The organism is Microbacterium sp. MDV22-iso44 (genome assembly GCF_058629135.1).
This window is the reverse complement of the sequence record NZ_JBZVWS010000001.1, coordinates 253,144-278,336: the sequence shown is the minus strand read 5'-3', so window position 1 is coordinate 278,336 and position 25,193 is coordinate 253,144. Positions and strand designations below refer to the sequence as shown.

Here is a 25,193-nt window from a genome sequence, read left to right as displayed (position 1 = left end):
GCCTCAGAGCATCTCGAGGTTCTTCTGCAGTTCGAAGGGCGTGACCTGCGACCGGTACTCCTGCCACTCGCGACGCTTGTTCAGCAGCACGTAGTTGAAGACCTGCTCGCCGAGGGTCTCCGCCACGAGCTCGGACTCCTCCATGTACTCGAGGGCGTGGTCCAGGCTCGACGGCAGCGGACCGTAGCCGAGGGCTCGGCGCTCGGCATCCGTCAACGACCAGACGTTGTCCTCGGCCTCGGGGGGAAGCTCGTACTCCTCCTCGATGCCCTTGAGGCCGGCGGCGAGCATCAGCGCGTACGCGAGGTAGGGGTTCGCCGCCGAGTCCAGCGCGCGGTACTCGACCCGCGTGGACTGTCCCTTGTTCGGCTTGTACATCGGCACGCGCACGAGCGCGGAGCGATTGTTGTGGCCCCAGCAGACGAAGCTCGGCGCCTCGTCGCCGCCCCAGAGACGCTTGTACGAGTTCACGAACTGGTTCGTGACGGCCGAGATCTCGTTCGCGTGACGAAGAAGGCCTGCGATGAACTGTCGACCGGTCTTGGAGAGCTGGTACTGCGCACCCTCTTCGTAGAAGGCGTTCATGTCACCTTCGAAGAGGGACATGTGCGTGTGCATCCCGCTGCCGGGCTTGCCGCTGAGGGGCTTCGGCATGAACGTGGCGTAGACGCCCTGCTCGATCGCGACCTCCTTCACGACGGTGCGGAAGGTCATGATGTTGTCCGCGGTCGCAAGAGCGTCCGCGTAGCGGAGGTCGATCTCGTTCTGACCGGGCCCACCCTCGTGGTGGCTGAACTCGACCGAGATGCCGAGGTCCTCGAGCATCCGCACCGACCGACGACGGAAGTCGTGCGCGGTGCCGCCGGGGACGTTGTCGAAGTAGCCTGCCGAGTCGACCGGCTCGGGACCCTCAGGACCGAACGACGACGACTTGAGCAGGTAGAACTCGATCTCGGGGTGCGTGTAGAACGTGAAGCCCGCGTCCCCGGCCTTGGCCAGTGCGCGCTTGAGCACGTTGCGCGGGTCGGCAACGGCCGGCTGCCCGTCGGGCGTCGTGATGTCGCAGAACATGCGCGCCGTGGGATCGATCTCGCCGCGCCACGGCAGGGTCTGGAACGTGGCGGGGTCCGGATGAGCCAGCAGGTCGGACTCGTAGGAACGCGTCAGCCCCTCGATCGCGGAACCGTCGAACCCGAGGCCTTCGGCGAACGCGCCCTCCACCTCGGCGGGGGCGATGGCGACCGACTTGAGGGTCCCCGTCACATCCGTGAACCACAGCCGGATGAACTTGACCCCCCGCTCCTCGATCGTCCTCAGAACGAAGTCACGCTGCTTGTCCATCGCATCCTTCCCGGTGCCGAGCCGACTGCCAGACTAGCGGTCCGAAGCCGCGACGCCGTCACGCGACGCGGCGCCTGCTCACTCGTCTTCGGCGGCATCCTCTGCGGCCCACCTGCGCGAACGCTCCCGCATGATCTCCGGGGCACGAGCCGCTTCCTCGGCGGTGTCGAACGGACCGGCGCGATCGACCGCCGGAGACTCGAAGCCCTGCTGGACCTCACCCGTCTTCAGGTTGTACCAGTACTTGTCGGCGTCGCTCATGGGGTCCTCCTCGGCCTCGTGCGATTCATCCTACGGACGGGTCCGCCAGAGGCCTACGTCCGGGCTGCCGCGGTCGGACTAGGCTCGAATGCATGACTGGGACCGCCACCACCGCCGTCGGCATCGACATCGGAGGGACGGGCATCAAGGGTGCCCTCGTCGACCTCTCGCAGGGAAAGCTCCTCACCGACCGCATCAAGGTCCCGACACCGAAGGGCGCCGAGCCCGATGATGTCCTGAAGGCCGTGACCGAGGTTCTGGAGAAGCTCGAGGTGACGGACGACGATATCCCCCTCGGTGTGGCGTTCCCCGCGATCGTGAAGAACGGCCGCACACTGTCGGCCGCGAACGTCGCGCACACCTGGATCGACTTCGAGGCCGAGGCGTTCTTCGAGAAGGGTCTCGGCCGCCAGATCCACTTCGCCAACGACGCCGACGTCGCCGGCGTCGCCGAGATGCGGTACGGCGCTGCGAAGGACCGCGACGGGGTCGTGCTGCTCACGACCCTCGGGACCGGCATCGGCACCGCGATGATCTACAAGGGCGTCCTCGTCCCGAACACGGAACTCGGCCACCTGCACCGCCCGGGCCACAAGAAGGACTTCGAGCACTTCGCAGCGTACTCGGCGATGGAGCGCGAAGAACTCGAATGGGATGCCTGGGCCGAGCGCCTGCAGCAGTACTACAGCCACCTCGAGTTCCTCTTCACCCCCGACCTGTTCGTCGTCGGTGGCGGCGTCTCCAAGCACGCCGACAAATTCCTGCCCCTGCTGGATCTGAAGACCGAGATCGTCCCTGCCGTGCACCGCAATAACGCGGGCATCATCGGAGCCGCCGCACTGGCGCTCGCCGGCGACGACTCCGGCGAGTCGGTCGACGAGGGCGAAGACCTGGCGGGCACGACCTCGCGCTGACCATGAAGGTGCAACAGGTCGATGAGCGCGATGCGCGCTCCGAGGACTACGCGGTCGGTTACCGCGTGATGCTTGTTGGCCCCGGGCTTCGCATCGCGGCCTTCGACGTCGACGACGCAACACCTCGAGACGTCATGGAGTGGGCGGAGTCGGCCGCCGCCACTCGTGAGGCGAACTTCTCGATCGCCGCGAGGACGCGTAGCGACGACGGCGGAGTGGACCTCATCTGGCTGACTCCACCCCCGGAAACCTTCATGGGCTAGGACGCCTCGACGTACGAGGGGCGAATGGGCCGGCCTGTACGCCGGGTTCTGTCCGGGGGTCGAAACCCCGTGGACGGTCATCTCTCTCGGCGACACGTTGCCGTGCCGCTCCAGCGGTCTACCCGGGGACTCGGCGGGCCGCGTCGGCATCCCCTGTCTGACCTTGCTCCGGGCGAGGTTTACCGTGCGGGCCGTGTCACCACGACCCCGGTGGTCTCTTACACCACCCTTTCACCCTTACCCCGGTCGGAACCGGGGCGGTCTGCTCTCTGTGGCACTGTCTCGCGGATCACTCCGGGTGGGTGTTACCCACCGCCCTGCCCTGTGGAGCCCGGACGTTCCTCGGTGCGCTCTCGCGCCACGCGACCGTCCAGCCGACCCATTCGCGGGGTCGAGTCTAGTCGTCGGGGCGGTCAGTCCTTCGCCGCGTCGACCCGCACCTGCAGGTCGAGGCGGAAGTCGAGGGGGATGTCGCCGAAGAGGAGCCGGGTCGCCGCGTCCGCGGCCTGGCGCACCGCCTCCGCCGCCTGCTCCGCATGCGCGGCGGGTGCGTGGACGATGACCTCGTCGTGGAGGAAGAACGCGAGATGCGCCTGCCGCGAGTGGAGCGCGCCCGACGGGGGTGCGGCATCCTCGTCACCGACGAACGGCAGCAGCGCGAGCCTCGCCCGCAGATCGCCGAGCCACGCGAGGGCCCATTCGGCCGCGGTTCCCTGCACGACGAAGTTCCGCGTGAACCGGCCCCGGTCGCGCGCGATGCGCCGGGCCTGGGTGCGGTCCGTCTCGGTCGCGTCGGGATCGCCCGCTCGACTCTGCACCGCGCGCCATCCGGGCGACGGAGGTGGACTGGACCGCCCGAGCCAGGTCGAGACGACGCCGCCCTCCTCGCCCACACGGGCTGCGTCGTCCACGAGTCCCATCGCCCGCGGATACGCACGTCGGAGCGCCGGGACGAGGCGGCCGCTGTCCCCCGTCGTCGCGCCGTACATCGCGCCCAGCAGGGCGAATTTCGCCTCGGAGCGGGTACCGACCACGCCCCGCGAGACGATGCCCTCGTAGAGGTCGGTATCGCGCGCACTGTCTGCGAGGGCGGCATCCCGCGACATCGCCGCCAGCACCCGAGGCTCGAGCTGCGCGACGTCGGCGACCACCAGCGTCCATCCCGGGTCAGCGCGGACGGCGGGGCGAAGCTGCCGCGGCAGCTGCAGCGCCCCGCCGCCCGACGACGCCCACCGGCCGGTCACGACGCCGCCGGGGACGTACACGGGACGGAATCGGCCCTCCGGCGCCCACTCGTCCCGCCACGCCCACCCGTTCGCCGTGTACATCCGCATGAGCCGCTTGTACTCCAGGAGCGGTGCGACGACCGGGTGGTCGTACTCCTTCAGCTCCCACTTGCTCGTCGACGTCGCGGCGACGCCGACGCGATGGAGCGCCCGCAGGAGCTTCGGCTGCGAATCGAGACTCGCGCCGGGATCCCCGAGAAGACCGCGGATCTCGGCCGCCAGTGCGACGATGCGCGCAGGTGGCCGGCCGCCGGAGTCCCGCTCGCCGAGCATCGCGGTCAGGATCTCGTCGTGGACCCGCCCGTCCCACGGCACGCCCGCCGCGTGCATCTCGGCCGCGACGAGGGCACCGACGGACTCGGCCGCGACGAGCAGCCGCAAGCTGGGAGCACCGGCGCCGATCACCCGCCGTTGCCGCTCGAACTCGGCGACCGCGGCATCGATGTCGTGCGGCGCCTCGCGGGAGCCGGGGTCGAGATCGAAGAGGGCGCTCGGACCGTCGTCCGAGACGGATGCCGCGGCATCCCACTCCGTCGCCCGTCGGAGCGGGTCGGTGTCGACTGCGAGGGCACTGTCACGCAGGATCGCGTGGGCGAGGCGGAGGTCGTGGCAGCGGGTGACGCGGACTCCCGCTGCGATCAGCGACGGATACCAGTGCGAGGTGTCGCTCCACACCCACCGCGTCGTATCACCCGCCCGACGGACGTGCTCGCGGAGGGACGACGCATCGACGAGCACACGGTCGACCGCCCGCCCGTCGACATCGAGCGAGACGAGGGCGATCCGCCCCTCGGAGGCGCCCACGACGATCCACGGGACGGGACCGTCCGAGGGAGCGCCCGGATCGGTCAGAGCCCGGAGTCCTCGTCGCGAACGAGGATGCAGCCGCACTCCGGGCACGTGACGACGTCCTCCTCCGCCGCGGCACGCACGACGTTGAGGTCGGTGCCCGACAAGACCATGTGGCAGCCACCGCACGTGCGACGCTGCAGGTGACCGGCACCGTTCCCGCGAGCGGCGAGGCTGTCGTACATGCCGACGAGGTCGGCGGGAAGCGACGCGGCGATCGCGGCACGGTCGCGGGTCGCAGCCTCGAGACGCGTGGTCGCCTCGGCGACGGTCGCCTTGGCCTCGGCGCTCAGTCGCGCCCCCTCTTCATTGACCGACGCGATGAGGGCCTCCTGCTCCGCCACAGCGGCTTCGGCGGCCTCGAGACGCTCCATGACCTCGAGCTCGGCGTCCTCCAGGTCGCTCTTGCGCCGGGCGAGCGAAGCGATCTCGTGCTCCAGCCCCTGGGCGTCCTTGACGCTCGACGTCGCGGCGAGCAGGTCGTTGTCGCGCGCGGTCCGGGCGTCGACGACAGCGACGTCGGACTGGATGCGGGCGAGTTCGGCCTTCGCATCGTCGCGCTCACCGAGCCGACGCGTCAGCTCGGCCGAGTGGGTCGCGCGCTCCGCCAGCAGCTCCTTCACGCGTGCGGCCTGCGCGGGGTTCTGTCGCGCGTGATCCGCACGGCGCACGGCGATGTCGGCGTCGGCGAGATCGAGGAGGCGGCGCTGGTCGGTAAAGCTGGCTTTCACGTCCTCCAACCTACCCCGCGGGCGACCGGCCGTCGGGGCGACGGCTTCAGACAGGATGCCGCGACGCACTAACATTGCGTGCCGGAATCGCGCGGGAGGAGAACAGCATGAGCGTGCTGCGCACCAAGACGGTCGAACAGTCGATCGCCGACACCGAAGAGCCCGAGTTCAAACTCAAGAAATCGCTCTCGGCCCTCGACCTCACGGTCTTCGGCGTCGGCGTCGTCATCGGCGCCGGGATCTTCACCCTGACCGGACGCGCCGCCCATGAGGTCGCCGGCCCCGCGATCGTCATCAGCTTCGTCGTGGCCGCCATCGCGTGCGGGCTCGCAGCCATGTGTTACGCCGAGTTCGCGTCCACGGTTCCCGTGTCGGGTTCGGCCTACACCTTCTCCTACGCATCGCTCGGCGAGCTCTTCGCCTGGATCATCGGATGGGATCTGATCCTCGAGATGTTCCTGGGGGCGAGCGTCGTCGCGCAGGGGTGGAGCGCCTACCTCGGATCGCTCATGGAGCAGCTCGGCGCCCCGATCCCCGCCGCGATCGGATACGGCGGGTCTATCGACCTGATGGCCGTCCTCCTGGTGGTGGTCCTCGGCGTGCTGATCACCGTCGGCATCCGGGAGTCCCTTCGGGTGAACCTCGTGCTCGTCGCGGTGAAGCTGTTCATCGTCCTGTTCGTGATCGTCGCGGGACTGATGTTCGTCAACCCCGCGAACTACTCCCCCTTCGTGCCGGACGCAGCTCCCCGCGAGACCGCCTCGGGACTCACCCAGCCGCTCCTGCAGTTCTTCTCGGGCATCGAGCCGACCGCGTTCGGCGTCGGCGGCATCTTCGCGGGCGCCGCCCTCGTGTTCTTCGCGTACATCGGGTTCGACGTCGTCGCGACGACGGCGGAGGAGACCAAGCGCCCGCAGCGCGACCTGCCGATCGGCATCATCGCCTCGCTCATCATCTGCACGGTGCTCTACGGCGCCGTCGCCCTCGTCGTCACCGGCATGGTGCCCTACGACAAGCTCGACCCCGCCGCGGCGCTCGCCAACGCGTTCGCGTTCCACGGCCAGACCTGGATGGCGACCGTCATCTCGGCGGGCGCCGTGGCCGGCCTCACGACGGTCGTGCTGACCCTCATGATCGGTGCGACGCGCATCATCTTCGCGATGTCGCGCGACGCCCTCCTGCCGCGCGGGCTCGCGAAGGTACACCCCCGGTTCCGCACCCCGTGGGTCATCTCGGCGATCGTGACGGTCATCGTCGCCCTCGTCGCCGGCCTCACGCCGGTCGGCGTGCTCGAGGAGATGGTCAACATCGGCACGCTGTCGGCGTTCGTGCTCGTCTCGGTCGGCGTCATCGTCCTCCGCCGTCGGCGTCCGGATCTGGAGCGCGGCTTCCGCGTCCCGCTGAATCCGTGGCTGCCGGCGCTGTCGGTGATCGTCTGCGTCTATCTGATGCTCAACCTGACCGTCGAGACGTGGCTGCGCTTCCTCATCTGGCTCGCCATCGGCTTCGTGATCTACTTCGCGTACTCACGTCGGCACTCGCGTCTCGGCAAGGGCGGCGACCTGTACATCGACCCCACGACACCGAAGGTCGCCGGTCGGGACTGAAGGGAGCGGCGGGATGCCGGTGGTGGGCCCTGCCGGGATCGAACCGACGACATCCACGGTGTAAACGTGGCGCTCTACCAGCTGAGCTAAAGGCCCTGACGTACCGAGTCTAGGGCGCCCGCGCGGCGTCCAGCACCGGGCCGTATGGGTAGGCTGATGACAAGCGAGTTGTGCGCGGCGAACAAGCGCGCCCTCGCTCGATCCCTCCTTCCTGGCACGATCTGCCAGGCGACGAAAGGCCTCTTGTGACTGTCAACGATCAGGATCCGTACTCGCAGGGCCCGCAGGACAGCGACCCGGAAGAGACGTCGGAGTGGCAGGATTCCCTGCGCCAACTCGTCGACGCCCGCGGAGCGAGCCGCGGCCGCGAGATCATGCTGAGCCTGCTGCAGAGCTCGCGTGAACTGCACCTCAACGTCCCGCAGGTCCCCACGACGGACTACATCAACACGATCCCCGTCGACAGCGAGCCGGAGTTCCCGGGCGACGAAGAGGTGGAGCGCCGCTACCGCAGCTGGATCCGCTGGAACGCCGCCCTCACGGTGCACCGTGCGCAGCGCCCCGGCATCGGTGTCGGCGGCCACATCTCCACGTACGCGTCGTCGGCGGCACTGTACGAGGTCGGCTTCAACCACTTCTTCCGCGGTCCGGACCACGAGAGCGGTGGCGACCAGGTCTTCTTCCAGGGGCACGCCTCCCCCGGCATGTACGCCCGCTCGTTCCTCGAGGGCGGCCTGACGACGCAGCAGCTCGACGGGTTCCGCCAGGAGGCATCCGCTGCCCCTCACGGCCTGCCGTCGTACCCGCACCCGCGCCTCATGCCGGACTACTGGCAGTTCCCGACCGTCTCGATGGGCCTCGGTCCGATCAACGCCATCTACCAGGCGATGACGAACAAGTACCTCACCAACCGCGGCGTCAAGGATCTCTCCGACGCCCACGTGTGGGCCTTCCTCGGCGACGGCGAGATGGACGAGGTCGAGAGCCGCGGCCAGCTGCAGGTCGCCGCCAACGAAGGCCTCGACAACCTCACGTTCGTCGTCAACTGCAACCTGCAGCGCCTCGACGGCCCTGTCCGCGGCAACGGCAAGATCGTCCAGGAGCTCGAGAGCTTCTTCCGCGGTGCCGGCTGGAACGTCATCAAGGTCGTCTGGGGTCGCGAGTGGGACGACCTGCTCTCCCGCGACCAGGACGGCGCGCTGCTCAACCTCATGAACAGCACCCCCGACGGCGACTTCCAGACGTACAAGGCCGAGAACGGCGCCTACGTCCGTGAGCACTTCTTCGGCCGCGACGAGCGCGCCGCAGCCCTCGTCAAGGACTACTCCGACGAGCAGATCTGGAACCTCAAGCGCGGTGGCCACGACTACCGCAAGGTCTTCGCGGCGTACAAGGCGGCCATGGAGCACAAGGGCCAGCCGACCGTCATCCTGGCGAAGACCGTCAAGGGCTACGGGCTCGGCCCGCACTTCGAGGGGCGCAACGCGACGCACCAGATGAAGAAGATGACCCTCGACGACCTCAAGCTGTTCCGCGACCAGATGCACATCCCGCTGACGGACGCCCAGCTCGAAGAGAACCCCTACGAGCCGCCGTACTACCACCCGGGCGCCGAGGACGAGACCATCAAGTACATGGTCGAGCGGCGTCGCGCACTGGGCGGCACGCTCCCGCAGCGTCGCAGCACGCACACCTCGCTGAGCCTCCCCGACGACAGCGTGTACGCGCTGCCGAAGAAGGGGTCGGGCACGCAGGAGGTCGCCACCACGATGGCGTTCGTGCGGCTGCTCAAGGATCTGCTGCGCTCGAAGGACTTCGGCCACCGCATCGTGCCGATCATCCCCGACGAGGCACGCACGTTCGGTATGGACGCGTACTTCCCGACGGCGAAGATCTACAACCCCAACGGGCAGAACTACACGTCCGTCGACCGCGAGCTGCTCCTGGCCTACAAGGAGAGCCCGCAGGGTCAGATCATGCACGTGGGCATCAACGAGGCCGGCGCCCTCGCCGCCTTCACCGGTGTCGGCACGTCCTACGCGACCCACGGCGAGCCGCTCATCCCGGTCTACGTCTTCTACTCGATGTTCGGCTTCCAGCGCACGGGCGACGCTCAGTGGGCCGCCGGCGACCAGATGGCGCGCGGGTTCATCATCGGCGCCACGGCCGGCCGCACCACCCTCACGGGTGAGGGCCTGCAGCACGCCGACGGCCACTCGCACCTGCTCGCCTCGACCAACCCGGCGACCGTCTCGTACGACCCGGCCTACGGCTACGAGATCGCGCACATCGTGCAGTCCGGTCTCGAGCGCATGTACGGCGGGGAGCACGAGGACCCGAACGTCATGTACTACATCACGGTCTACAACGAGCCGATCGTCCAGCCCAAGGAGCCGGAGGATGTCGACGTCGACGGCATCGTCCGCGGCATCCACCGCGTCTCGACCGGTGAGGGCGAGGGCCACCGCGCCCAGATCCTCGCGTCGGGCGTCGGCCTGGCGTGGGCCCACGAGGCGCAGAAGCTCCTCAAGGACGACTGGGGCGTCGTGGCCGACGTCTGGTCGGTGACCAGCTGGACCGAGCTCCGCCGCGACGGCCTCGCCGCCGACGAGCACAACTTCCTGCACCCCACCGATGAGCCCAAGACGGCCTACATCACCGAGAAGCTCCGCGACTCGGAGGGGCCCGTCGTCGCCGTCAGCGACTTCATGCACGCCGTCCAGGACCAGATCCGCCAGTGGGTCCCGCGCCGTTACGCGACGCTCGGTGCCGACGGCTTCGGCTTCTCGGACACACGTGCCGCGGCTCGTCGTCAGTTCAAGATCGACGGCCCGTCGATCGTCGTGCGGACCCTGCAGGCCCTGGCCGAGGACGGCGTCGTCGACCGCGGCCTGTCGGCACAGGCGATCGAGAAGTACCGCCTGCACGACGTCAACGCCGGCACCTCCGGCAACGCGGGCGGCGAAGCCTGACCCGCGCGATGACCGAACGGCCGACCGCCCAGGAGAAGGCGGAGACACTCGCGTGGCTCCGCCGGATCTCGGGAGATCTCGCGACCACCACGCTCCGGAGGCTCGAGGAGTACCTGCCCTGGTACGCCGAGATGCCTCCGGGGCGCCGGTCGGCCGTCGGTCTCGTCGCCCAGTCGGGCATCTCGTCCTTCGTCGACTGGTACGACGACCCGAACTCGACGCCGTGGATCGCGGCCGACGTCTTCGCGTCGGCGCCGCGCGAGCTGCTGCGGAGCATCAGCCTCACCCAGACGCTCCAGCTCATCAAGGTGACGGTCGAGACCACCGAGGAACGCGTCGCCGGACGGGGCAACGGGCTGCGCGAGAGCATCCTGCTCTACTCGCGCGAGGTCGCCTTCGCCGCGGCGGACGTCTACGCCCGGGCTGCGGAAGCACGCGGCTTGTGGGATGCCCGCCTCGAAGCGCTCGTCGTCGACTCGATCCTCACGGGTGAGGCCGATGAGGAGCTCCCGAGCCGCATCGCCGCCCTCGGCTGGCACGGCCACGGCGAGGTCGCGGTCCTCGTGGGCACGACTCCCCCGCAGCTCGACGTCGACCAGGTGCGCCGCACGGCGCGGAAGCTCGGCGTCGACGTGCTCATCGGAGTGCAGGGCTCCCGCCTGGTTCTCGTCATCGGTCGGGCCGACCAGAGCGGCCGCGAGGATGCCGAAGAGCTGCCCTTCGCCGAGATCGCGACGCGCCTCGAGCCGGGGTTCGGAAGCGGTCACCTCGTGCTGGGGCCCACGGCATCCGCCCTGCTCGACGCAGGACTGAGCGCCCGGGCGGCCCTGGCCGGATTCGCGGTCGCCAAGTCGTGGCGGAACGCCCCGCGCCCCGTGGACGCCGACGACCTGCTTCCCGAGCGCGCTCTCGCAGGCGATCCGCTCGCGAAGGCCACGCTCATCGAACGGATCTACCGCCCGCTGCAGGCGCACTCGACGGATCTCGTCACGACGCTCTGGAGCTACCTCGACAACGGTCGCTCGCTCGAGGCGACGGCCCGCGAACTGTTCGTACATCCCAACACGGTCCGCTACCGACTCAAGCGGGTCTCCGACGTCATCGGATGGGATGCCACAGGTCCCCGTGAGGCTCTGATCCTGCAGACGGCGCTCATCCTCGGCTCGATCGGCGGCGACGTGACCCGCCGTCGCCCCGTGCGCCGAACCTGATCTCTGTACGACTCGAACAAACGGATCGCACTTTCTTGTGCGCTCACCGACAGCAACGACGACTCGAACTTGCAAGGATGGAAACCGTGATCATCGCCGTCTTCCCGGGTCAGGGCTCTCAGACCCCCGGGTTCCTCACTCCGTGGCTGGAGACCGAGGGCACCCGTGAGCTCCTCGAGCAGTACTCCGCCTACGCCGAGGTCGACCTGGTCGCGGCGGGCACCGAGTGGGATGCCGACCGCATCCGCGACACCAAGGTCGCCCAGCCGCTCATCGTCGCCGCCAGCCTGCTGTCGTGGCGCGCGCTGGTCGACGCCGGTCATCGCCCCCACGGAGTCGCCGGACACTCCGTCGGCGAGATCGCCGCGCTGGTCGCCGCCGGCGTCCTCTCGGAAGAAAACGGCATGCGCCTGGTCGGCATCCGCGGCCGCGCCATGGCCGAGGCCGCCGCTCTCGAGCAGACCGGCATGAGCGCCGTCGTGGGCGGCGACGAGGCCACGGTACTCGCCCGCCTGGAAGAGCTGGACCTGACGCCGGCCAACTACAACGGCGGCGGACAGATCGTCGCAGCCGGGGCGCTCCCGGCTCTCGCCGAGCTCGGCTCCGACGCGCCGCGCGGCAGCCGGGTCATCCCGCTGCAGGTCGCGGGCGCATTCCACACGCGGTACATGGCGCCGGCCGTCGAGACCCTCCGCACGGCTGCGGCCGCGGTGGAGGCATCCGAACCCGCTCTGACGCTCTGGAGCAACCGCGACGGCGGGACCGTCTCGGACGGCCGCGCCGCACTCGACCTCCTCGTGGCGCAGGTTGCGAACCCCGTCCGATGGGACCTCTGCATGGCCTCGTTCGCCGAGAACGAGGTCGCCGGCATCATCGAGCTCGCTCCCGCCGGCACCCTCGTCGGACTCGCCAAGCGCGGGTTGCGCGGCGTACCGTCTGTTGCGGTGAAGACGCCCGAGGACCTCGCCGCCGCGAACGCCCTCCTGACCGGAGAGAACGCATGACCCCCCAGCTGATCCAGCCCACCGGCGCGGCGCACACCCGCATCTACGCGTACGGCGCCGCCCGCGGTGAGAACGCGGTCCCCAACGAGGACCTGATCGAGCCGATCAACTCGAGCGACGAATGGATCCGTCAGCGCACCGGCATCATCACGCGAGTACGAGCGGATGCCGGTACCACGGCGATCGACCTCGCGTCGGACGCCGCGGCCGAAGCCATCGAGCGCTCCGGCGTCCCGGCCGACAAGATCGACGCCGTCATCGTGGCGACGATCTCGAACCCCAAGCAGACCCCGTCCGTGTCGGCGATCGTGGCCGACCGCGTCGGCGCGAACCCGGCCGCCGCCTACGACCTGAACGCCGCGTGCGCCGGATTCGCCTACGGCGTCGCGCAGGCGGACGCCCTCATCCGTGCGGGTGCCGCGCACTACGCGGTCGTCATCGGCACCGAGAAGCTCAGCGACGTCGTCGACCCGACCGACCGCTCGATCTCGTTCCTGCTCGGGGACGGTGCCGGCGCGGTCGTCATCGGCCCCAGCGACACGCCCGGCATCGGCCCGACCATTTGGGGATCGGACGGCTCCAAAGCGGATGCCGTGGGCATGAACCACACGCTGACCGAGTTCCGCGACGGTGTCGCCCCCTGGCCGACGCTCCGTCAGGAAGGGCCCACCGTGTTCCGCTGGGCCGTCTGGGAGATGGTCAAGGTCGCCCGGCAGGCGATCGAGGCCGCGGGGATCACGCCCGACGACCTCGCGGCCTTCGTGCCCCACCAGGCCAACATGCGCATCATCGACGAGTTCGCCAAGCAGCTGAAGCTGCCCGACACCGTCGTGATCGGTCGCGATATCGAGACGACGGGCAACACCTCGGCGGCATCCATCCCGCTGGCCACCCACCGTCTTCTCGACGAGCACCCCGAGCTCAGCGGCGGCCTCGCCCTGCAGATCGGTTTCGGCGCCGGGCTCGTGTTCGGCGCACAGGTCGTCGTCCTCCCGTGACGACGGCCGTCCCCCACCTAAACTGACTACCGGCCCGGCTGGGCCGACCCCCACAGAAGGAGAAATCCCATGGCATTCACCAACGACGAGGTCCTCGCCGGCCTGGCCGAGCTCATCACCGACGAGACCGGTATCTCGTCCGACGAGGTCGCCCTCGAGAAGTCGTTCACGGACGACCTCGACATCGACTCGATCTCGATGATGACGATCGTCGTCAACGCCGAGGAGAAGTTCGGCGTCACCATCCCCGACGACGAGGTCAAGAACCTCAAGACCGTCGGCGACGCCGTCACCTACATCACGTCCAACCAGGCCTGATCCGCGCGTCCGGTGGGGGTCCGCCCCCACCGGAGCAGCACGAGGGAATCATGAGCAACACGCGAATCTTCGTCACCGGCATCGGTGCGACCTCCCCCATCGGCGGCACCGCCAGCGAGAGCTGGGAGGCGCTCCTCGCCGGAGCGTCCGGTACCCGCACGCTCGAGCACGACTGGGTGGAGCAGTACCAGCTGCCCGTCACGTTCGCCGCCGAGGCGAAGGTGCGACCCGAGACGGTCCTCGACCGTCCCGTCGCCAAGCGCCTCGACCCGTCCTCGCAGCTCGCGATGGTGGCGGCGAAGGAGGCCTGGGAGGATGCCGGCGCGCCCGAGGTCGACCCCGAGCGCCTCGGCGTCGAGTTCGCCACCGGCATCGGCGGGGTATGGACGCTCCTCGACGCATGGGACACCCTGCGCGAGAAGGGCCCGCGGCGCGTCATGCCCATGACCGTGCCGATGCTCATGCCCAACGCTGCAGCGGGCAACCTCTCGCTGCACTTCGGCGCTCGCGCCTACGCTCGCACGTTCGCGAGCGCGTGCGCATCGAGCACCGAGTCGATCGTCAACGCGATCGAGCACATGCGGGCCGGCCTCGCCGACATCGTCATCGCGGGCGGCACCGAGTCGGCGATCCACCCCATCACGATCGCGTCGTTCGCCTCGATGCAGGCGCTGTCGCGTCGCAACGACTCCCCCGAGACGGCATCCCGTCCGGGCAGCATCGACCGTGACGGATTCGTCATGGGAGAGGGCGCCGCGGTCCTCATCCTCGAGACCGAGGAGCACGCGAAGGCCCGCGGCGCGAAGATCTACGCCGAGCTCGTGGGCGGCGGCGTCACCGCCGACTCGTACCACATCACCGCCAACGACCCCGAGGGCACCGGTGCGGCGCGAGCCGTCCGCCTCGCGCTCGAGATGGCGGATGCCTCGCCCGACGACGTCACCCACGTCAACGCGCATGCGACGTCGACCCCCGTCGGCGACCCGAACGAGTACGTCGCCCTGAAGTCCGTCTTCGGCGACCGGGTCGACGAGATGCCGGTGTCGGCCACGAAGGCGTCCACCGGTCACCTCCTCGGCGGCACGGGAGCGCTGGAGGCGATGTTCACGGTGCTGGCGCTCCGCGACCGCATCGCTCCCCCGACCATCAACATCACCGAGCCCGACCCGGCCGTTCCCTTCCGTCTGTCCGGCGACACCGTCCCGCTCGGCGACGGCGACCAGTTGGCCATCAGCAACTCGTTCGGCTTCGGCGGTCACAACGCCGTCGTGGCGTTCCGCTCGGTTTGACCCCGAACACGACGAACGCCCCCGGGAAGCCACCGGGGGCGTTCGTCGTTCAGTTCAGGCGGGGCGGTAGCCGCCCCGGTCTCCGGGAAGCCGTCCGAAGCCGGTCGAGGCCCACTCACCCCGCCTGAAAACCTGTCCGTCCATGGAGTGTCCGCTCCAGCGGAGTCGTCTCAGCCGACCTTGTGCAGCCACACGACCGGAGCGTCGTCGCTTGCGTGGCGGAAGGGTTCGAGCTCCTCGTCCCACGAGGCGCCGAGCGCCACGTCGAGCTCCCGCTGCAGCTCGCTCATGTCGCCGGCGGCGATCTCCATGGCGTAGCGGATGCGGTCCTCTCCGACGACGACGTTGCCCGAGGCATCCGTCTGCGCGTAGTGGATGCCGAGGCTCGGCGTGTGGAGCCAGCGACCGCCGTCGGTGCGGGGCGTCGGATCCTCCGTCACCTCGTACCGCAGGTGCTCCCAGCCGCGCATGGCGGAGGCAAGAGCGGCCCCGCTTCCGGCCGGTCCCTCCCAGTAGAACTCCGCGCGGCGGCTGCCCGGTTGGACGGGCTGGTCCGCCCAGTCGAAGCTGACGGCATGCCCGAGGGCACGACCAGCAGCCCACTCGAGGTGGGGGCACAGCGCGCGTGGCGCGGAATGGATGAAGATCACTCCGCGCGCGTGAGGTGTGGCCATCGATCTCTCCGTTTCGTTCAGGTACGTCTTCCCCTACGACCTGATGGAGAGTGCTGGCCGGATATCCGGTTGTGCCGCCATTATCGCCCATATCCTCGGCGAATCACAACCGTGTAACACGAGGTTCGTCGGACGTTCGTCAACCCCATGGCCCGCGGGACACGATGGGCGCAAGCTGACCGCTCGACGAAAGGACCATCATGAGCGACAACACTCCCCACACGCGCGACGCCGATGACGCTCACGCCGATGACGCACTCCCGACCGACGCCGTCAGCGACGAGGTGAAGGAGGACGCAGCCCGCGCCGGCAGCGAGGTCACCGCCGAGGACCACGACGATCGCTGACGCATCCGCCTCATTCGGCCTACTCGGCCACGCGCTCCAACGGAACCGATAGCGAGGATGCTCTGTCAAGCCCCTGCGGGTCGAAAGCGGCGAGGGCGTTCGATGTGCGTGTCGAAAGGAGACATGATGAGCGATTCCATCCCCGACAAGCCGAGCCAGGCCGAAGGCGACATCGGCGACGATGACATCACGGCCGCCGAGCAAGACACCGACGAACGGGAGTCCGACGCGCAGGACGACTGAACCTACGCGATACGACGAAGCCCTCGCATTCTGCAAAGGAGCGGGGGCTTCCTCGTGCGACGCCGTAGAAGTTCAGAGGTTGAGTAGGGCGGGTGGGACTTGAACCCACGATCGTCGGGTTATGAGCCCGCTGCCTTGACCAGCTTGGCCACCGCCCCCTGTGGAGTCGAGCTTATCGCCCGGGCCGGTCCTCGTCTTTCACGGGCGGCTCCGGCCACACCTTCGAAACGGCCTCGGTGAGACGGATCGACCCCGTCGAAGGACGCTTGCCTTCGGCGGCATCCGCACTCCCCCGCGTGATCGGGATCTCCTGGCTCTCGCTCACCACCTGCGGGTGGTAGCGGGCCAGCTGGAACACCCCGGTGACGGCCAGGACGCCCGCGATCGCGAAACCGATGTATGCGCCGAGCGGTGCGCCCTGCGCTTCGTTGAGGACCGCGAGACCGATCACGATGGCGACGATCGGGTCGATGACCGTGAGACCGGCGATGACGAGGTCCGGCGGACCCGACGAATAGGCCGTCTGGACGAAGTACGCGCCCATCGCCGTGCCCGCGAGCAGGGCGACGATGCACAGGACGGTGAGCCATTCGAAGTCGCCGTTGGCGATGCGGTTGATGACCACCTTGGCGAGGGTCGCGACGAAGCCGTAGACCACGCCGGCCGCCACGATGTAGAACAGGGCACGCATCCGCTTGCGCAGCGTCCCCCAGAGGACGCCGAGGACCACCACGACGCCCAGCAGGATGCCGAGGACGGTCAGGAGCTGCCCGTCGCTGATGGGGCGCTCGGTCGCGTACAGTGCGGCCACCGTGACGAAGATGAAGATGCCGCCGACGCACAGCGCGATGGAGGTGATCGAGCGCCTCGTCGGCTTGTGGCCGCTTATCCGGGCGTTCAGGAGCGTCGTGATGACCAGCGAGATCGCGCCGATCGGCTGGACGAGGATCAGCGGCGCGAACGACAGCGCCGCCAGCTGGCACACGATCGCGAGGCCGAGCATCACGGTCCCGAGAACCCAGGACGGACGCGTCAGCAGACGGAGCAGCTGACTGCCGGTCAGACCGGAGACACCCGCCTGAGCCGTCAGCCGCTCGACCTTCTGCACACCTCGGTGCTGGTACTGCGCGCCGAAGGACATGAAGACCGCGCCGACGACGGCGAGCGGGATGCCGATCAGGATCGCCGGGTTCCCGAACACGCCCACCAGTTCATCGGTGAGGTCGTTGATCGGTGTTGCGGCATGAATCACGCCTCGACGATACCGGGCTCAGGCCTCGTTAGGCTTCTGACGTGGCCGTACTTCCGATTCGCATCATGGGCGATCCCGTCCTTCACTCCGTCGCCGCTCCCGTCGCCGAGGTGACGGATGAGATCCGCACCCTCGTCGCGGACATGTTCGAGACGATGGACACCGCTCCCGGCGTGGGACTCGCAGCCCCCCAGGTGGGCGTCGGCCTGCGCATCTACACCTACTCCTATCAGGATGACGACGGCGCCCCGTGGCGCGGCGTGATCATCAACCCCGAACTCTGGATGTCGCCGCCGGAGCCCGGATCCCCGGACCCCGATGACGAGTCGGAGGGATGCCTGTCGTTCCCCGGTGAGCGCTTCCCGCTCCGCCGCGGCGACGAGGTGCTCGTCACCGGCACCGAGCTGGACGGCGGCCACGTCCGCATCCGTGTCGACGGCTGGCGCGCCCGCATCATGCAGCACGAGTTCGACCACCTCAACGGCATCCTCTACATCGACCGGCTGTCCGACTCCGATTGGAAGACGACGCAGAAGATCGCACGCAAGCGCGGCTGGGGAAAGCCGGGCCAGAGCTGGCTGCCGGGCGTCGACGACCTCGACGCCTGAGGCACTTCACGTGGAACCGTGGGAGCTGCACGGGTGGTTCGAGGAGTATCTCGACGCGTGCAACCGACATGATCTGACGGAGGTCCGCGGGTTCCTCGACCCCGCGGTCCGCCGCGCACACCTGCCGGCAGGAGCAGACGCCTGGATCGACGATCTCGCCGACCTGTTCCACGGCTTCCCGGACTGGCGGTGGAAGACGATCCAACTCGTCGCCGAGGACGACCGCATCGCTGCGCACCTCCGCGGCAGCGGGACGCATACCGGACCGTGGCGCGGCATCCCTGCCACCCGTCGCCACGTCAACGCGGCGGAGTTCCGGTTCCTCCGGCTCGACAAAGGCCGGATCGTCGCCTCGAGCGGCTCCGACGACACGGACGTGGAGGCTCAGCTCACCGCGTGAGCGTCAGCGCCCTGCCGGGTCCATGGCGTCGGTCGCGCGGGTGAGGATCACGATGGCAAGCGGAACGGCGGCGATGGAGAGGAGCTCCCCCAACAGCGACGTGGACATCACGGCAGGGTAGTCCGCGAGGGTCTCGGCGTTCCACGACAGCCTGCCGGAGAGTGACACGAACGCCGTCGAAGCGATCCAGAGGCCCCACCAGGTGCCCAGGATCGCTCGAGTCAGGCTCGCACGCGAAGCCACCACGAGGTCCTTCACGTTCTGGAACGGGAACCACCACGCGATCACGGGGATGAGCCAGGACACGACGTGCCACACCGGTGTGCGACGAGTGGCGGTCGGGGTGATCGCGCGGACGCGCACCGCGGCACGGTACTGCCAGACGACCCAGCAGATTCCCGTCGCCAGCATCAGCCCCGCCGACGCCAAGGAGATCGGCGCGGACAGCGTGTCGTAGAGCTCCAGGTCCGACAGCGGCGCGGCTCCTCGGGTGAAGCCGTCGACGGCGACGAGTCCCCAGGCCTCGACGAGGACGGTGAGGAACGAGACGACCGCCCCGACGATGAGGAGGATGCGGGTGGCCCCGGCGATGCCGCGGAGGGGGCGGATGACCTGCGGTGCGGACACCGGGTAGCCGGCCGGTTGCCCCGGGGCAGCCCCCCCGGGCGCCGGCCACGCCGCAACAGCCGGCGGCGGCGCCGTCCACTCCGTGCCGTCCCAGTAGCGCAGCTCGTTGCCCGCATGCGGCGCCGGGTACCATCCGGCAGGCGCGCTCGTACGATCCGTCATCGTGATCCCCCCACGTGTTCTGAAATCCGCTCTGCACACTATCGGGTCCGCGCTCGTGCCGTGCGTCCGAGCACCCCCGATGCTCACCGAGGCGGCGTGGCAGCCGATCCTTCGTCGCGAGCCTGGCGGCGGTAGCGCGCCTCGCGCGCCGCGACGTGGATGCCGAGACCCGAAACTCCGAGCGCGAGGGCGAGTGCGAGCCCGAAGAAGGCGACGTCGTTGCCCGCGCCGTACTGGACCGCCGCCCAGAACAGCAGGACGACCGCGGCGAAGCCGACCAGCGCTCCCACACGCTCACCCCAGGTCCAGGCCGACCAGCCTGCGTTCCCCGTGTCCATGCGATCAGCATGGGGCCACAAGGGCGCCGCGGCAAGAGAAATCCGTTGCTCGCAAAGTTCGGGAATGACGAAACCCCCGGGTATCCGGGGGTTTCGTCAGAGTGGCTCCCCGGCTTGGACTCGAACCAAGAACCTATCGGTTAACAGCCGATTGCTCTGCCAATTGAGCTACCGAGGATCAGTCACCCGGAACCGGGCAACCACACAATCGTAGCAAAGCCCGAGGGGTGTTCGTGACATCAGCCGCCGATGCGTGTCGCCTCGTCGGGGGTCCACAGCACGTCGTCGAGGTGCCGGCCGACACCGACCGGGTGACCTGCTCGCAGGACGAGCACCTGCGCTGCGAGGTCGGTCACGAGCTCGCGCTCGTTGGTGACTACGAGCAGCGCCATGCCGTCCTCGATCCTGCGTAGGAGTGCGTCGCGCACCGCGGGACGGACATCCACGTCGAGGTTGGCATAGGGCTCGTCGGCGATGAGGACCTGCGGATCGAGGACGAGGCTCCGCGCGATCGCCACCCGCTGACGCATACCCGAGCTGAGCTCGTACGGGTACTTCTCCGATGCGCCGATGGGCAGCTGCAACTCGTCGAGCAGCGCGGCGACGCGGAGCGCGAGCGCGCGCTCGTTGACCTTCCGATCGCGCCCCGTGATCGGCTCGGCGACGATCTCGGAGATGGTGAGGCGGGAGGGAAGCGACGAGTTGACGCCCTGCGCGAGATGGCCGGTGCGGTACCCGCGGATGCGGCGGGCACGACCCCGCGCACGCAGCGAGATCCCGGCGACCTCGCCGGTGCCCCCCACGATGCGAAGATCGCGCTGATCGGCCCCCGCCAGACAGGACGCCAGACTCGACTTCCCGGAGCCCGTTGCTCCCATGACAGCGAGGGTCTCACCTGGCATCAACCGGATCGACACGCCGTCGACGACGCGTGTGTCGGCTGACGCACGAGCGATCGACAGGTCCGAACAGAAGATCACGGCATCCGGATCGTTCACTCGAGGCATGCGATCCATCCTCACCTCTCCGAGCCGGGGATGCCAGTCGTCGAGGTCGATGCGCTGATCATCGGCGCCGATCAGATCGAGTCGGCCAGGGTCCGTCGTCGCTGATCGAGGTCCCGCAGCGCGACGCGGACCGCGCGACCTTCCTCGGACTCGGCCGACACCCGCTGAACCGCCCCGAGGAGTTCGGCCTTCTCGCGATCCATCGCGCGCAGCCGCAACCGCTGGCACATGGCTCGTGCGGACGCCTTCGCCTCGATCTCCGTGAGCGCGGGAAACGACGACGTCAGGAGCTCAGCAGCGAGCCCGCGGTACGGCTCCCGTGTCGCGTCGACCGCCGCCGTCGACCAGCCGACGCGCGACCGATCCGGCTGAGCGGTGACCGCCTGGCGCACCGCTTCGAGAGGGGGGTGCTCCATCGGGATCTGAAGCGCGGCATCCACCTCGGCGGCATCCAGGACGTGCCCGTACTGCAGCACCCCCATGAGCGCGTCTCGCTCGAGAGTCACGCTCGCGGTCCGCGGCAACGTCGCCATCGTCACCCGCACCGGCGCGGAACCCTCCTCCGGTGACTGGGCAGCCGCTGGGCCGCGCTCGCGCGGTGCGTGATTGCCCCGCGCGGCCCGCTCGACCGCCGGCGTCACCTCGCCCAGATCCATCCCCAGCTTGCGGGCGAGGACCCGGGTGTACCCCGGCCTCAGCGACGAGTCGCGGATCTCGGCAACGATCGGTGCCGCCGCACGCAGAGCACCCACACGACCCTCGACACTCCGCAGGTCGAAGCCCGCCAACTTCTGATCGATGACGAATTCGAACATGGGGGCCTTGGCGTCCATGAGCGCACGCACGGCGCCATCGCCGCGATTCAGCCGCAGGTCGCAGGGATCGAGACCATCGGGCGCGACGGCCACGTACGTCTGGGCGGAGAACCTCTTCTCATCGGCGAAGGCGCGCAGTGCCGCCTTCTGACCTGCCGCATCGGGGTCGAAGGTGAAGATCACCTCGCCCGCCGCGCTGTCGTCGCCCATCACGCGACGGAGGACGGTGATGTGGTCGGATCCGAACGCCGTTCCGCAGGTGGCGATCGCGGTCGTGATGCCGGCGAGATGGCATGCCATGACGTCCGTGTATCCCTCGACGACGACGACGCGGTGAGACCGCGACACGTCCTTCTTCGCGAGATCGAGGCCGTACAGGACCTGCGCCTTCTTGTAGATCGGCGTCTCGGGGGTGTTCAGGTACTTCGGTCCCTGGTCGTCGTCGTAGAGCTTGCGCGCACCGAAGCCGATCGTCTGGCCGGTGAGGTCTCGGATGGGCCAGACCACGCGTCCGCGGAAGCGGTCGTAGACACCGCGCTGCCCCTGCGAGACGAGGCCCGCCGTGGCGAGCTCCTCATCCGTGAACCCCTGTGCGCGCAGTGCGTCGCGCATGTTGTTCCAGCCCTTCGGCGCGTACCCGACCCCGAAGTGCGCCGCAGCACCGGCGTCGAAGCCGCGCTCGCCGAGGAATCGACGCCCGGCATCCGCTTCGGCCGTCGCCAACTGTACACGGAAGTACTCCGCGGCGGCGGTGTTCGCTTGGTAGAGCCGCGTGCGACCGCTCGTCTCGGGGGCGGCGCCGCCGTCCTCGTAGTGCAGCTGGTAGCCGATCCGACCCGCGAGACGTTCGACCGCCTCGGTGAACGACAGGTGGTCCATCGCCCGCAGGAACGAGTACACATCGCCCGACTCGCCGCATCCGAAGCAGTGGTAGTACCCCGCCTGCGGACGGACGTTGAAGCTCGGGCTCCGCTCGTCGTGGAACGGGCAGAGCCCCTTCATCGACCCGACGCCGGCGGACTTCAGGGCGACCCGCTCGCCGACGATGTCGACGATGTTGGTCCGGGCCTTCACCTCGTCGACGTCCGCTTGACGGATGCGGGCCATCAGAGACCCTCGATCGGTTCGGGGAGCGCGAAGCCGGGGTTCGCGACCGCCCGCGATCCCGCCGGCCACAGTCCGAGTTCCCGCAGGTCGACGGGCCCCACGAGGGCGGAATGCCATTCGATCGCGAAGCGGTCCGTCAAGGTCGCGACCTGGTCGACCACGACGCGCTTGCGCTCGGCATCCGTCTGCGCCGCGGCGAAGTCGACGGCGTGCACGCGGTCGAGGTGCTCGGGGCGCTCGAGGAGCGCCGACGCGAGCCGCTTCAGCACGCGACGCTGCTCCTTGTAGAGACCCTTCCGACCGTCGATCGACACGACGAAGGCGCCGATCGTCCCCTTGAGGACCGCCATCTCGGCCTCGATGACGCGCGGCACGATCATGCGTCCCCGGTACCGCGTCAACGCCGGGGTGTCGTAGTGCTCGCGCGTCGCGGCGGTCGCCGCGCGCGCGAAGCGTCCGATGAAGTCCGACGTCAGGTTCTTCAGCCGCGCGACCGAGGCGCGCGTCCCGTCGAACTCCGTCATCCATTCGGGCAGCCGCACCAGCCGGTACATCGCGTCCGCCAACTCGTCCCGGCTGAAGCCGAGGCCCACCCACGACTGGATCGCCGTGAGGAGCGATTCGCGCTCGCGACTGTCCGCGAGGCGCCGGGGGTCGAGGTAACCGTTGAGCACCGCGTCCTCGAAATCGTGGACCGAGTAGGCGATGTCGTCGGAGAGGTCCATGACCTCGGCCTCGATGCACCGCACCCGGCCGGGGGCACCCTGCCGCATCCAGTGGAAGATGGCCTCGTCCTCGGCGTACACGCCGAACTTCTGCCGCCCACCCGGGTCGGGGATCGCGTGATCGGCCGTCCACGGGTACTTGCACGTCGCGTCGAGACTCGCCCGCGTCAAGTTGAGCCCGAAGCTCTCACCGTCGTCGTCGACGACCTTCGGCTCGAGCCGGGCGAGGATGCGCAGCGACTGCGCGTTGCCCTCGAAACCGCCGATGTCCTCGGCCCACTCGTTGAGCGCACGCTCACCGTTGTGCCCGAAGGGCGGATGCCCGAGGTCGTGGCTCAGGCAGGCCGTGTCGACCACGTCGGGCGAGAGCTCGAGCGCGATCGCGAGCTCTCGACCGACCTGCGCCACCTCCAGCGAGTGCGTCAGCCTGTTGCGGGCGAAGTCGTCGGGACTCGCGGGGCTCAGCACCTGGGTCTTGGCTGCCAGGCGACGGAACCCCGCGGAGTGCAGCACCCGCGCCCGGTCGCGCGCGAACCCGTCGCGGAGGGAACGGTGCTTCTCGGGATGGAACCGCTCGGCGTCGTGGTCGTCGTAGCCCGCGGGACGTCCGGCTGCGATGCCCACGCTCGCGCCGGTCACCGCCTCAGCCGCCACTGGTGTCGAGCTCCGCATCGGCGAGGGCGGTGGATGCCGCGTGGCCGATCTCGCGCGAGTCCAGCCAGCCGTCGGGCAGGGCGGGCCGCTTGGGCGTTCCCGCACGCCCGCGCTGCCCCTCGGCGGCCGCGCCGGGGTACGGCGCCTCGAGGTCGAGGGTCGCGAGCAGTTCGTCGATCTCCTCGAGGCTCGAGACCGTCGCGAGCTTGGCGCGGAGGTCACCGCCCACCGGGTACCCCTTGAAGTACCAGGCGACGTGCTTGCGGATGTCGCGGCAGCCGCGGTCCTCGCTCTCGAAGAACTCCACCAGGAGTTCCGCGTGGCGTCGGAACGCGGCCGCGACGAACCCGAGTGTCGCGTCGACCGGATCGGCGGCGTGGCCGGTGCCCAGTTCGCGCGCGAGGTCACCGAAGAGCCAGGGGCGGCCGAGGCATCCACGTCCGACGACGACGCCGTCGCAGCCGGTCTCGGCCATCATGCGGCGGGCGTCCTCCGCCGACCAGATGTCGCCGTTGCCGAGGACGGGGACACTCGTCACCGTCTCCTTCAGCTTCGTGATCGCGGACCAGTCGGCGTGCCCCGAGTAGAACTCGGACGCCGTCCGTGCGTGCAACGCGACGGCGGCGACACCGGCGCCCTCGGCGATCCGGCCGGCCTCGAGGTAGGTGAGGTGGTCGGAGTCGATGCCCTTGCGCATCTTCACCGTCAGCGGGACCGAACCCGCGGCCTTGGCGGCGCGCTCGACGATCTCACGGAACAGCTCCGTCTTCCACGGCAGGGCCGCGCCCCCGCCCTTGCGGGTGACCTTCGGGACCGGGCACCCGAAGTTCAGGTCGACGTGATCGGCGTGATCCTCTTCGACGATGATCCGGACGGCCGCTTCGACGGTGGCCGGGTCGACGCCGTAGAGCTGGATCGACCGCGGGGTCTCCGACTCGTGGTGGCGGATCAGGCGCATGGTCGTGGCGTTCCGCTCGACGAGCGCGCGAGTGGTGATCATCTCGCTCACGTAGAGGCCGGCACCGTACTCGCGGCACAGACGTCGGAAGGCGGTGTTGGTGATGCCCGCCATGGGCGCCAGCACGACGGGCGCGTCGAGGGTGATGGGCCCGATGCGCAGTGGCGCGGGCGGAGCGAGGGTCGTGGACATATCCTTCACATTCTCCCAGACGGCGAGCGCATCGGGCATC

The 25,193-nt window shown here is 69.2% G+C and carries 24 protein-coding genes, 3 tRNA genes and 1 other RNA gene; 12 read left to right on the top strand and 16 right to left on the bottom strand.

What is annotated here, in order from left to right; genetic code table 11:
* Positions 1 to 3: 3 nt before the first annotated feature.
* Both glnA and AC4NN1_RS01365 read right to left on the bottom strand, forming a co-directional pair.
* The gene (gene glnA / locus AC4NN1_RS01370) at positions 4 to 1,341 is read right to left on the bottom strand and encodes a type I glutamate--ammonia ligase (RefSeq protein ID WP_018186661.1); all 1,338 of its coding nucleotides are present in this window, start codon (positions 1,339 to 1,341) and stop codon (positions 4 to 6) included.
* A gap of 78 nt (positions 1,342 to 1,419) precedes the next feature.
* Positions 1,420 to 1,602, bottom strand: a complete 183-nt coding sequence (locus AC4NN1_RS01365) for a hypothetical protein (RefSeq protein ID WP_018186660.1) — start codon at positions 1,600 to 1,602, stop codon at positions 1,420 to 1,422.
* A 92-nt stretch (positions 1,603 to 1,694) separates the two neighbouring features.
* On the opposite strand from AC4NN1_RS01365, the gene ppgK reads away from it, so the two are divergent.
* A complete protein-coding gene (gene ppgK / locus AC4NN1_RS01360; RefSeq protein ID WP_336123587.1) occupies positions 1,695 to 2,516 on the top strand; it encodes a polyphosphate--glucose phosphotransferase in 822 nt (273 codons plus the stop codon).
* Between the two features lie 2 nt (positions 2,517 to 2,518).
* Positions 2,519 to 2,779 carry a hypothetical protein gene (locus AC4NN1_RS01355; protein WP_018186658.1) on the top strand — a complete coding sequence of 87 codons (261 nt, stop codon included), beginning with the start codon at positions 2,519 to 2,521 and terminating at the stop codon, positions 2,777 to 2,779.
* A 21-nt stretch (positions 2,780 to 2,800) separates the two neighbouring features.
* Here the strand turns inward: AC4NN1_RS01355 and rnpB are convergent.
* From rnpB to AC4NN1_RS01340, 3 genes are all read right to left on the bottom strand, one after another.
* Positions 2,801 to 3,161, bottom strand: an RNA gene (gene rnpB / locus AC4NN1_RS01350) — RNase P RNA component class A.
* A 31-nt stretch (positions 3,162 to 3,192) separates the two neighbouring features.
* Positions 3,193 to 4,956, bottom strand: a complete 1,764-nt coding sequence (locus tag AC4NN1_RS01345) for a bifunctional 3'-5' exonuclease/DNA polymerase (protein WP_491954859.1) — start codon at positions 4,954 to 4,956, stop codon at positions 3,193 to 3,195.
* Positions 4,914 to 5,645 carry a zinc ribbon domain-containing protein gene (locus AC4NN1_RS01340; RefSeq protein WP_018186656.1) on the bottom strand — a complete coding sequence of 244 codons (732 nt, stop codon included), beginning with the start codon at positions 5,643 to 5,645 and terminating at the stop codon, positions 4,914 to 4,916. The genes AC4NN1_RS01345 and AC4NN1_RS01340 overlap by 43 nt, the downstream gene beginning before the upstream one ends.
* Before the next feature lie 107 nt (positions 5,646 to 5,752).
* Here AC4NN1_RS01340 and AC4NN1_RS01335 point away from each other — a divergent pair, with 107 nt between their 5' ends.
* Positions 5,753 to 7,252: an amino acid permease gene (locus AC4NN1_RS01335; RefSeq protein ID WP_491954349.1), complete on the top strand. Its 1,500-nt coding sequence runs from the start codon at positions 5,753 to 5,755 to the stop codon at positions 7,250 to 7,252.
* 20 nt (positions 7,253 to 7,272) lie between these two features.
* Here AC4NN1_RS01335 and AC4NN1_RS01330 read toward each other — a convergent pair.
* Positions 7,273 to 7,348, bottom strand: a tRNA-Val gene (locus AC4NN1_RS01330).
* Between the two features lie 149 nt (positions 7,349 to 7,497).
* On the opposite strand from AC4NN1_RS01330, the gene aceE reads away from it, so the two are divergent.
* The 6 genes from aceE to AC4NN1_RS01300 all read left to right on the top strand — a co-directional run bounded on the left by aceE (position 7,498) and on the right by AC4NN1_RS01300 (position 15,044).
* Positions 7,498 to 10,224, top strand: a complete 2,727-nt coding sequence (gene aceE / locus AC4NN1_RS01325) for a pyruvate dehydrogenase (acetyl-transferring), homodimeric type (protein WP_018186654.1) — start codon at positions 7,498 to 7,500, stop codon at positions 10,222 to 10,224.
* A gap of 8 nt (positions 10,225 to 10,232) precedes the next feature.
* The gene (locus AC4NN1_RS01320; RefSeq protein WP_018186653.1) at positions 10,233 to 11,435 is read left to right on the top strand and encodes a PucR family transcriptional regulator; all 1,203 of its coding nucleotides are present in this window, start codon (positions 10,233 to 10,235) and stop codon (positions 11,433 to 11,435) included.
* 86 nt (positions 11,436 to 11,521) lie between these two features.
* Positions 11,522 to 12,439, top strand: a complete 918-nt coding sequence (locus tag AC4NN1_RS01315; protein WP_491954348.1) for an ACP S-malonyltransferase — start codon at positions 11,522 to 11,524, stop codon at positions 12,437 to 12,439.
* Entirely contained in the window at positions 12,436 to 13,437 is a 1,002-nt protein-coding gene (locus AC4NN1_RS01310) for a beta-ketoacyl-ACP synthase III (RefSeq protein ID WP_018186651.1), read from the top strand. The genes AC4NN1_RS01315 and AC4NN1_RS01310 overlap by 4 nt, the downstream gene beginning before the upstream one ends.
* 69 nt (positions 13,438 to 13,506) lie before the next feature.
* On the top strand, positions 13,507 to 13,755 hold the full coding sequence (locus AC4NN1_RS01305) for an acyl carrier protein (protein ID WP_018186650.1): 249 nt from the start codon (positions 13,507 to 13,509) through the stop codon (positions 13,753 to 13,755).
* A 50-nt stretch (positions 13,756 to 13,805) separates the two neighbouring features.
* Positions 13,806 to 15,044: a beta-ketoacyl-[acyl-carrier-protein] synthase family protein gene (locus AC4NN1_RS01300; RefSeq protein ID WP_020097418.1), complete on the top strand. Its 1,239-nt coding sequence runs from the start codon at positions 13,806 to 13,808 to the stop codon at positions 15,042 to 15,044.
* 170 nt (positions 15,045 to 15,214) lie between these two features.
* Here the strand turns inward: AC4NN1_RS01300 and AC4NN1_RS01295 are convergent, their stop codons facing one another.
* Entirely contained in the window at positions 15,215 to 15,718 is a 504-nt protein-coding gene (locus tag AC4NN1_RS01295; RefSeq protein WP_026302847.1) for a DUF3145 domain-containing protein, read from the bottom strand.
* 200 nt (positions 15,719 to 15,918) lie between these two features.
* On the opposite strand from AC4NN1_RS01295, the gene AC4NN1_RS01290 reads away from it, so the two are divergent.
* The gene (locus tag AC4NN1_RS01290; protein WP_018186647.1) at positions 15,919 to 16,065 is read left to right on the top strand and encodes a hypothetical protein; all 147 of its coding nucleotides are present in this window, start codon (positions 15,919 to 15,921) and stop codon (positions 16,063 to 16,065) included.
* A gap of 327 nt (positions 16,066 to 16,392) precedes the next feature.
* Here AC4NN1_RS01290 and AC4NN1_RS01285 read toward each other — a convergent pair.
* Positions 16,393 to 16,466, bottom strand: a tRNA-Ile gene (locus tag AC4NN1_RS01285).
* A 14-nt stretch (positions 16,467 to 16,480) separates the two neighbouring features.
* Positions 16,481 to 17,560, bottom strand: a complete 1,080-nt coding sequence (locus AC4NN1_RS01280; protein ID WP_491954347.1) for a DMT family transporter — start codon at positions 17,558 to 17,560, stop codon at positions 16,481 to 16,483.
* Positions 17,561 to 17,601: 41 nt separating this feature from the next.
* Between AC4NN1_RS01280 and def the strand changes: the two genes are divergently transcribed.
* Both def and AC4NN1_RS01270 read left to right on the top strand, forming a co-directional pair.
* Entirely contained in the window at positions 17,602 to 18,168 is a 567-nt protein-coding gene (gene def / locus AC4NN1_RS01275) for a peptide deformylase (RefSeq protein WP_491954346.1), read from the top strand.
* 10 nt (positions 18,169 to 18,178) lie between these two features.
* Complete coding sequence (locus AC4NN1_RS01270) at positions 18,179 to 18,568, top strand: ester cyclase (RefSeq protein ID WP_018186643.1); 390 nt, start codon at positions 18,179 to 18,181, stop codon at positions 18,566 to 18,568.
* 3 nt (positions 18,569 to 18,571) lie between these two features.
* On the opposite strand, the gene AC4NN1_RS01265 is transcribed toward AC4NN1_RS01270, so the two are convergent.
* From AC4NN1_RS01265 to dusB, 7 genes are all read right to left on the bottom strand, one after another.
* Entirely contained in the window at positions 18,572 to 19,357 is a 786-nt protein-coding gene (locus AC4NN1_RS01265; protein WP_018186642.1) for a DUF4328 domain-containing protein, read from the bottom strand.
* Between the two features lie 83 nt (positions 19,358 to 19,440).
* Entirely contained in the window at positions 19,441 to 19,695 is a 255-nt protein-coding gene (locus AC4NN1_RS01260; RefSeq protein WP_020097424.1) for a hypothetical protein, read from the bottom strand.
* Positions 19,696 to 19,797: 102 nt separating this feature from the next.
* Positions 19,798 to 19,873, bottom strand: a tRNA-Asn gene (locus AC4NN1_RS01255).
* A 61-nt stretch (positions 19,874 to 19,934) separates the two neighbouring features.
* The gene (locus AC4NN1_RS01250; protein WP_491954345.1) at positions 19,935 to 20,702 is read right to left on the bottom strand and encodes an ATP-binding cassette domain-containing protein; all 768 of its coding nucleotides are present in this window, start codon (positions 20,700 to 20,702) and stop codon (positions 19,935 to 19,937) included.
* A gap of 71 nt (positions 20,703 to 20,773) precedes the next feature.
* Positions 20,774 to 22,624 (bottom strand): DNA primase, encoded by a 1,851-nt coding sequence (dnaG, locus tag AC4NN1_RS01245; RefSeq protein ID WP_491954344.1) that lies wholly within the window; start codon positions 22,622 to 22,624, stop codon positions 20,774 to 20,776.
* A complete protein-coding gene (locus tag AC4NN1_RS01240; RefSeq protein WP_491954343.1) occupies positions 22,624 to 24,021 on the bottom strand; it encodes a deoxyguanosinetriphosphate triphosphohydrolase in 1,398 nt (465 codons plus the stop codon). The genes dnaG and AC4NN1_RS01240 overlap by 1 nt, the downstream gene beginning before the upstream one ends.
* Positions 23,993 to 25,153: a tRNA dihydrouridine synthase DusB gene (gene dusB, locus AC4NN1_RS01235; protein WP_026302844.1), complete on the bottom strand. Its 1,161-nt coding sequence runs from the start codon at positions 25,151 to 25,153 to the stop codon at positions 23,993 to 23,995. Before dusB ends, AC4NN1_RS01240 begins: the two co-directional genes overlap by 29 nt.
* Between the last annotated feature and the right edge of the window lie 40 nt (positions 25,154 to 25,193).

Bases quoted from the DNA above. Each gene is read 5' to 3' on its own strand.
- AC4NN1_RS01320 (WP_018186653.1), top strand. From the start codon at position 10,233: ATGACCGAACGGCCGACCGCCCAGGAGAAGGCGGAGACACTCGCGTGG.
- AC4NN1_RS01250 (WP_491954345.1), bottom strand. From the start codon at position 20,702: ATGCCTCGAGTGAACGATCCGGATGCCGTGATCTTCTGTTCGGACCTG.
- AC4NN1_RS01295 (WP_026302847.1), bottom strand. From the start codon at position 15,718: ATGGCCACACCTCACGCGCGCGGAGTGATCTTCATCCATTCCGCGCCA.
- AC4NN1_RS01310 (WP_018186651.1), top strand. From the start codon at position 12,436: ATGACCCCCCAGCTGATCCAGCCCACCGGCGCGGCGCACACCCGCATC.
- dusB (WP_026302844.1), bottom strand. From the start codon at position 25,153: ATGTCCACGACCCTCGCTCCGCCCGCGCCACTGCGCATCGGGCCCATC.
- ppgK (WP_336123587.1), top strand. From the start codon at position 1,695: ATGACTGGGACCGCCACCACCGCCGTCGGCATCGACATCGGAGGGACG.
- AC4NN1_RS01240 (WP_491954343.1), bottom strand. From the start codon at position 24,021: ATGCGGAGCTCGACACCAGTGGCGGCTGAGGCGGTGACCGGCGCGAGC.
- AC4NN1_RS01300 (WP_020097418.1), top strand. From the start codon at position 13,806: ATGAGCAACACGCGAATCTTCGTCACCGGCATCGGTGCGACCTCCCCC.
- glnA (WP_018186661.1), bottom strand. From the start codon at position 1,341: ATGGACAAGCAGCGTGACTTCGTTCTGAGGACGATCGAGGAGCGGGGG.
- AC4NN1_RS01260 (WP_020097424.1), bottom strand. From the start codon at position 19,695: ATGGACACGGGGAACGCAGGCTGGTCGGCCTGGACCTGGGGTGAGCGT.
- AC4NN1_RS01355 (WP_018186658.1), top strand. From the start codon at position 2,519: ATGAAGGTGCAACAGGTCGATGAGCGCGATGCGCGCTCCGAGGACTAC.
- AC4NN1_RS01365 (WP_018186660.1), bottom strand. From the start codon at position 1,602: ATGAGCGACGCCGACAAGTACTGGTACAACCTGAAGACGGGTGAGGTC.
- AC4NN1_RS01305 (WP_018186650.1), top strand. From the start codon at position 13,507: ATGGCATTCACCAACGACGAGGTCCTCGCCGGCCTGGCCGAGCTCATC.
- AC4NN1_RS01290 (WP_018186647.1), top strand. From the start codon at position 15,919: ATGAGCGACAACACTCCCCACACGCGCGACGCCGATGACGCTCACGCC.
- AC4NN1_RS01265 (WP_018186642.1), bottom strand. From the start codon at position 19,357: ATGACGGATCGTACGAGCGCGCCTGCCGGATGGTACCCGGCGCCGCAT.
- AC4NN1_RS01335 (WP_491954349.1), top strand. From the start codon at position 5,753: ATGAGCGTGCTGCGCACCAAGACGGTCGAACAGTCGATCGCCGACACC.
- dnaG (WP_491954344.1), bottom strand. From the start codon at position 22,624: ATGGCCCGCATCCGTCAAGCGGACGTCGACGAGGTGAAGGCCCGGACC.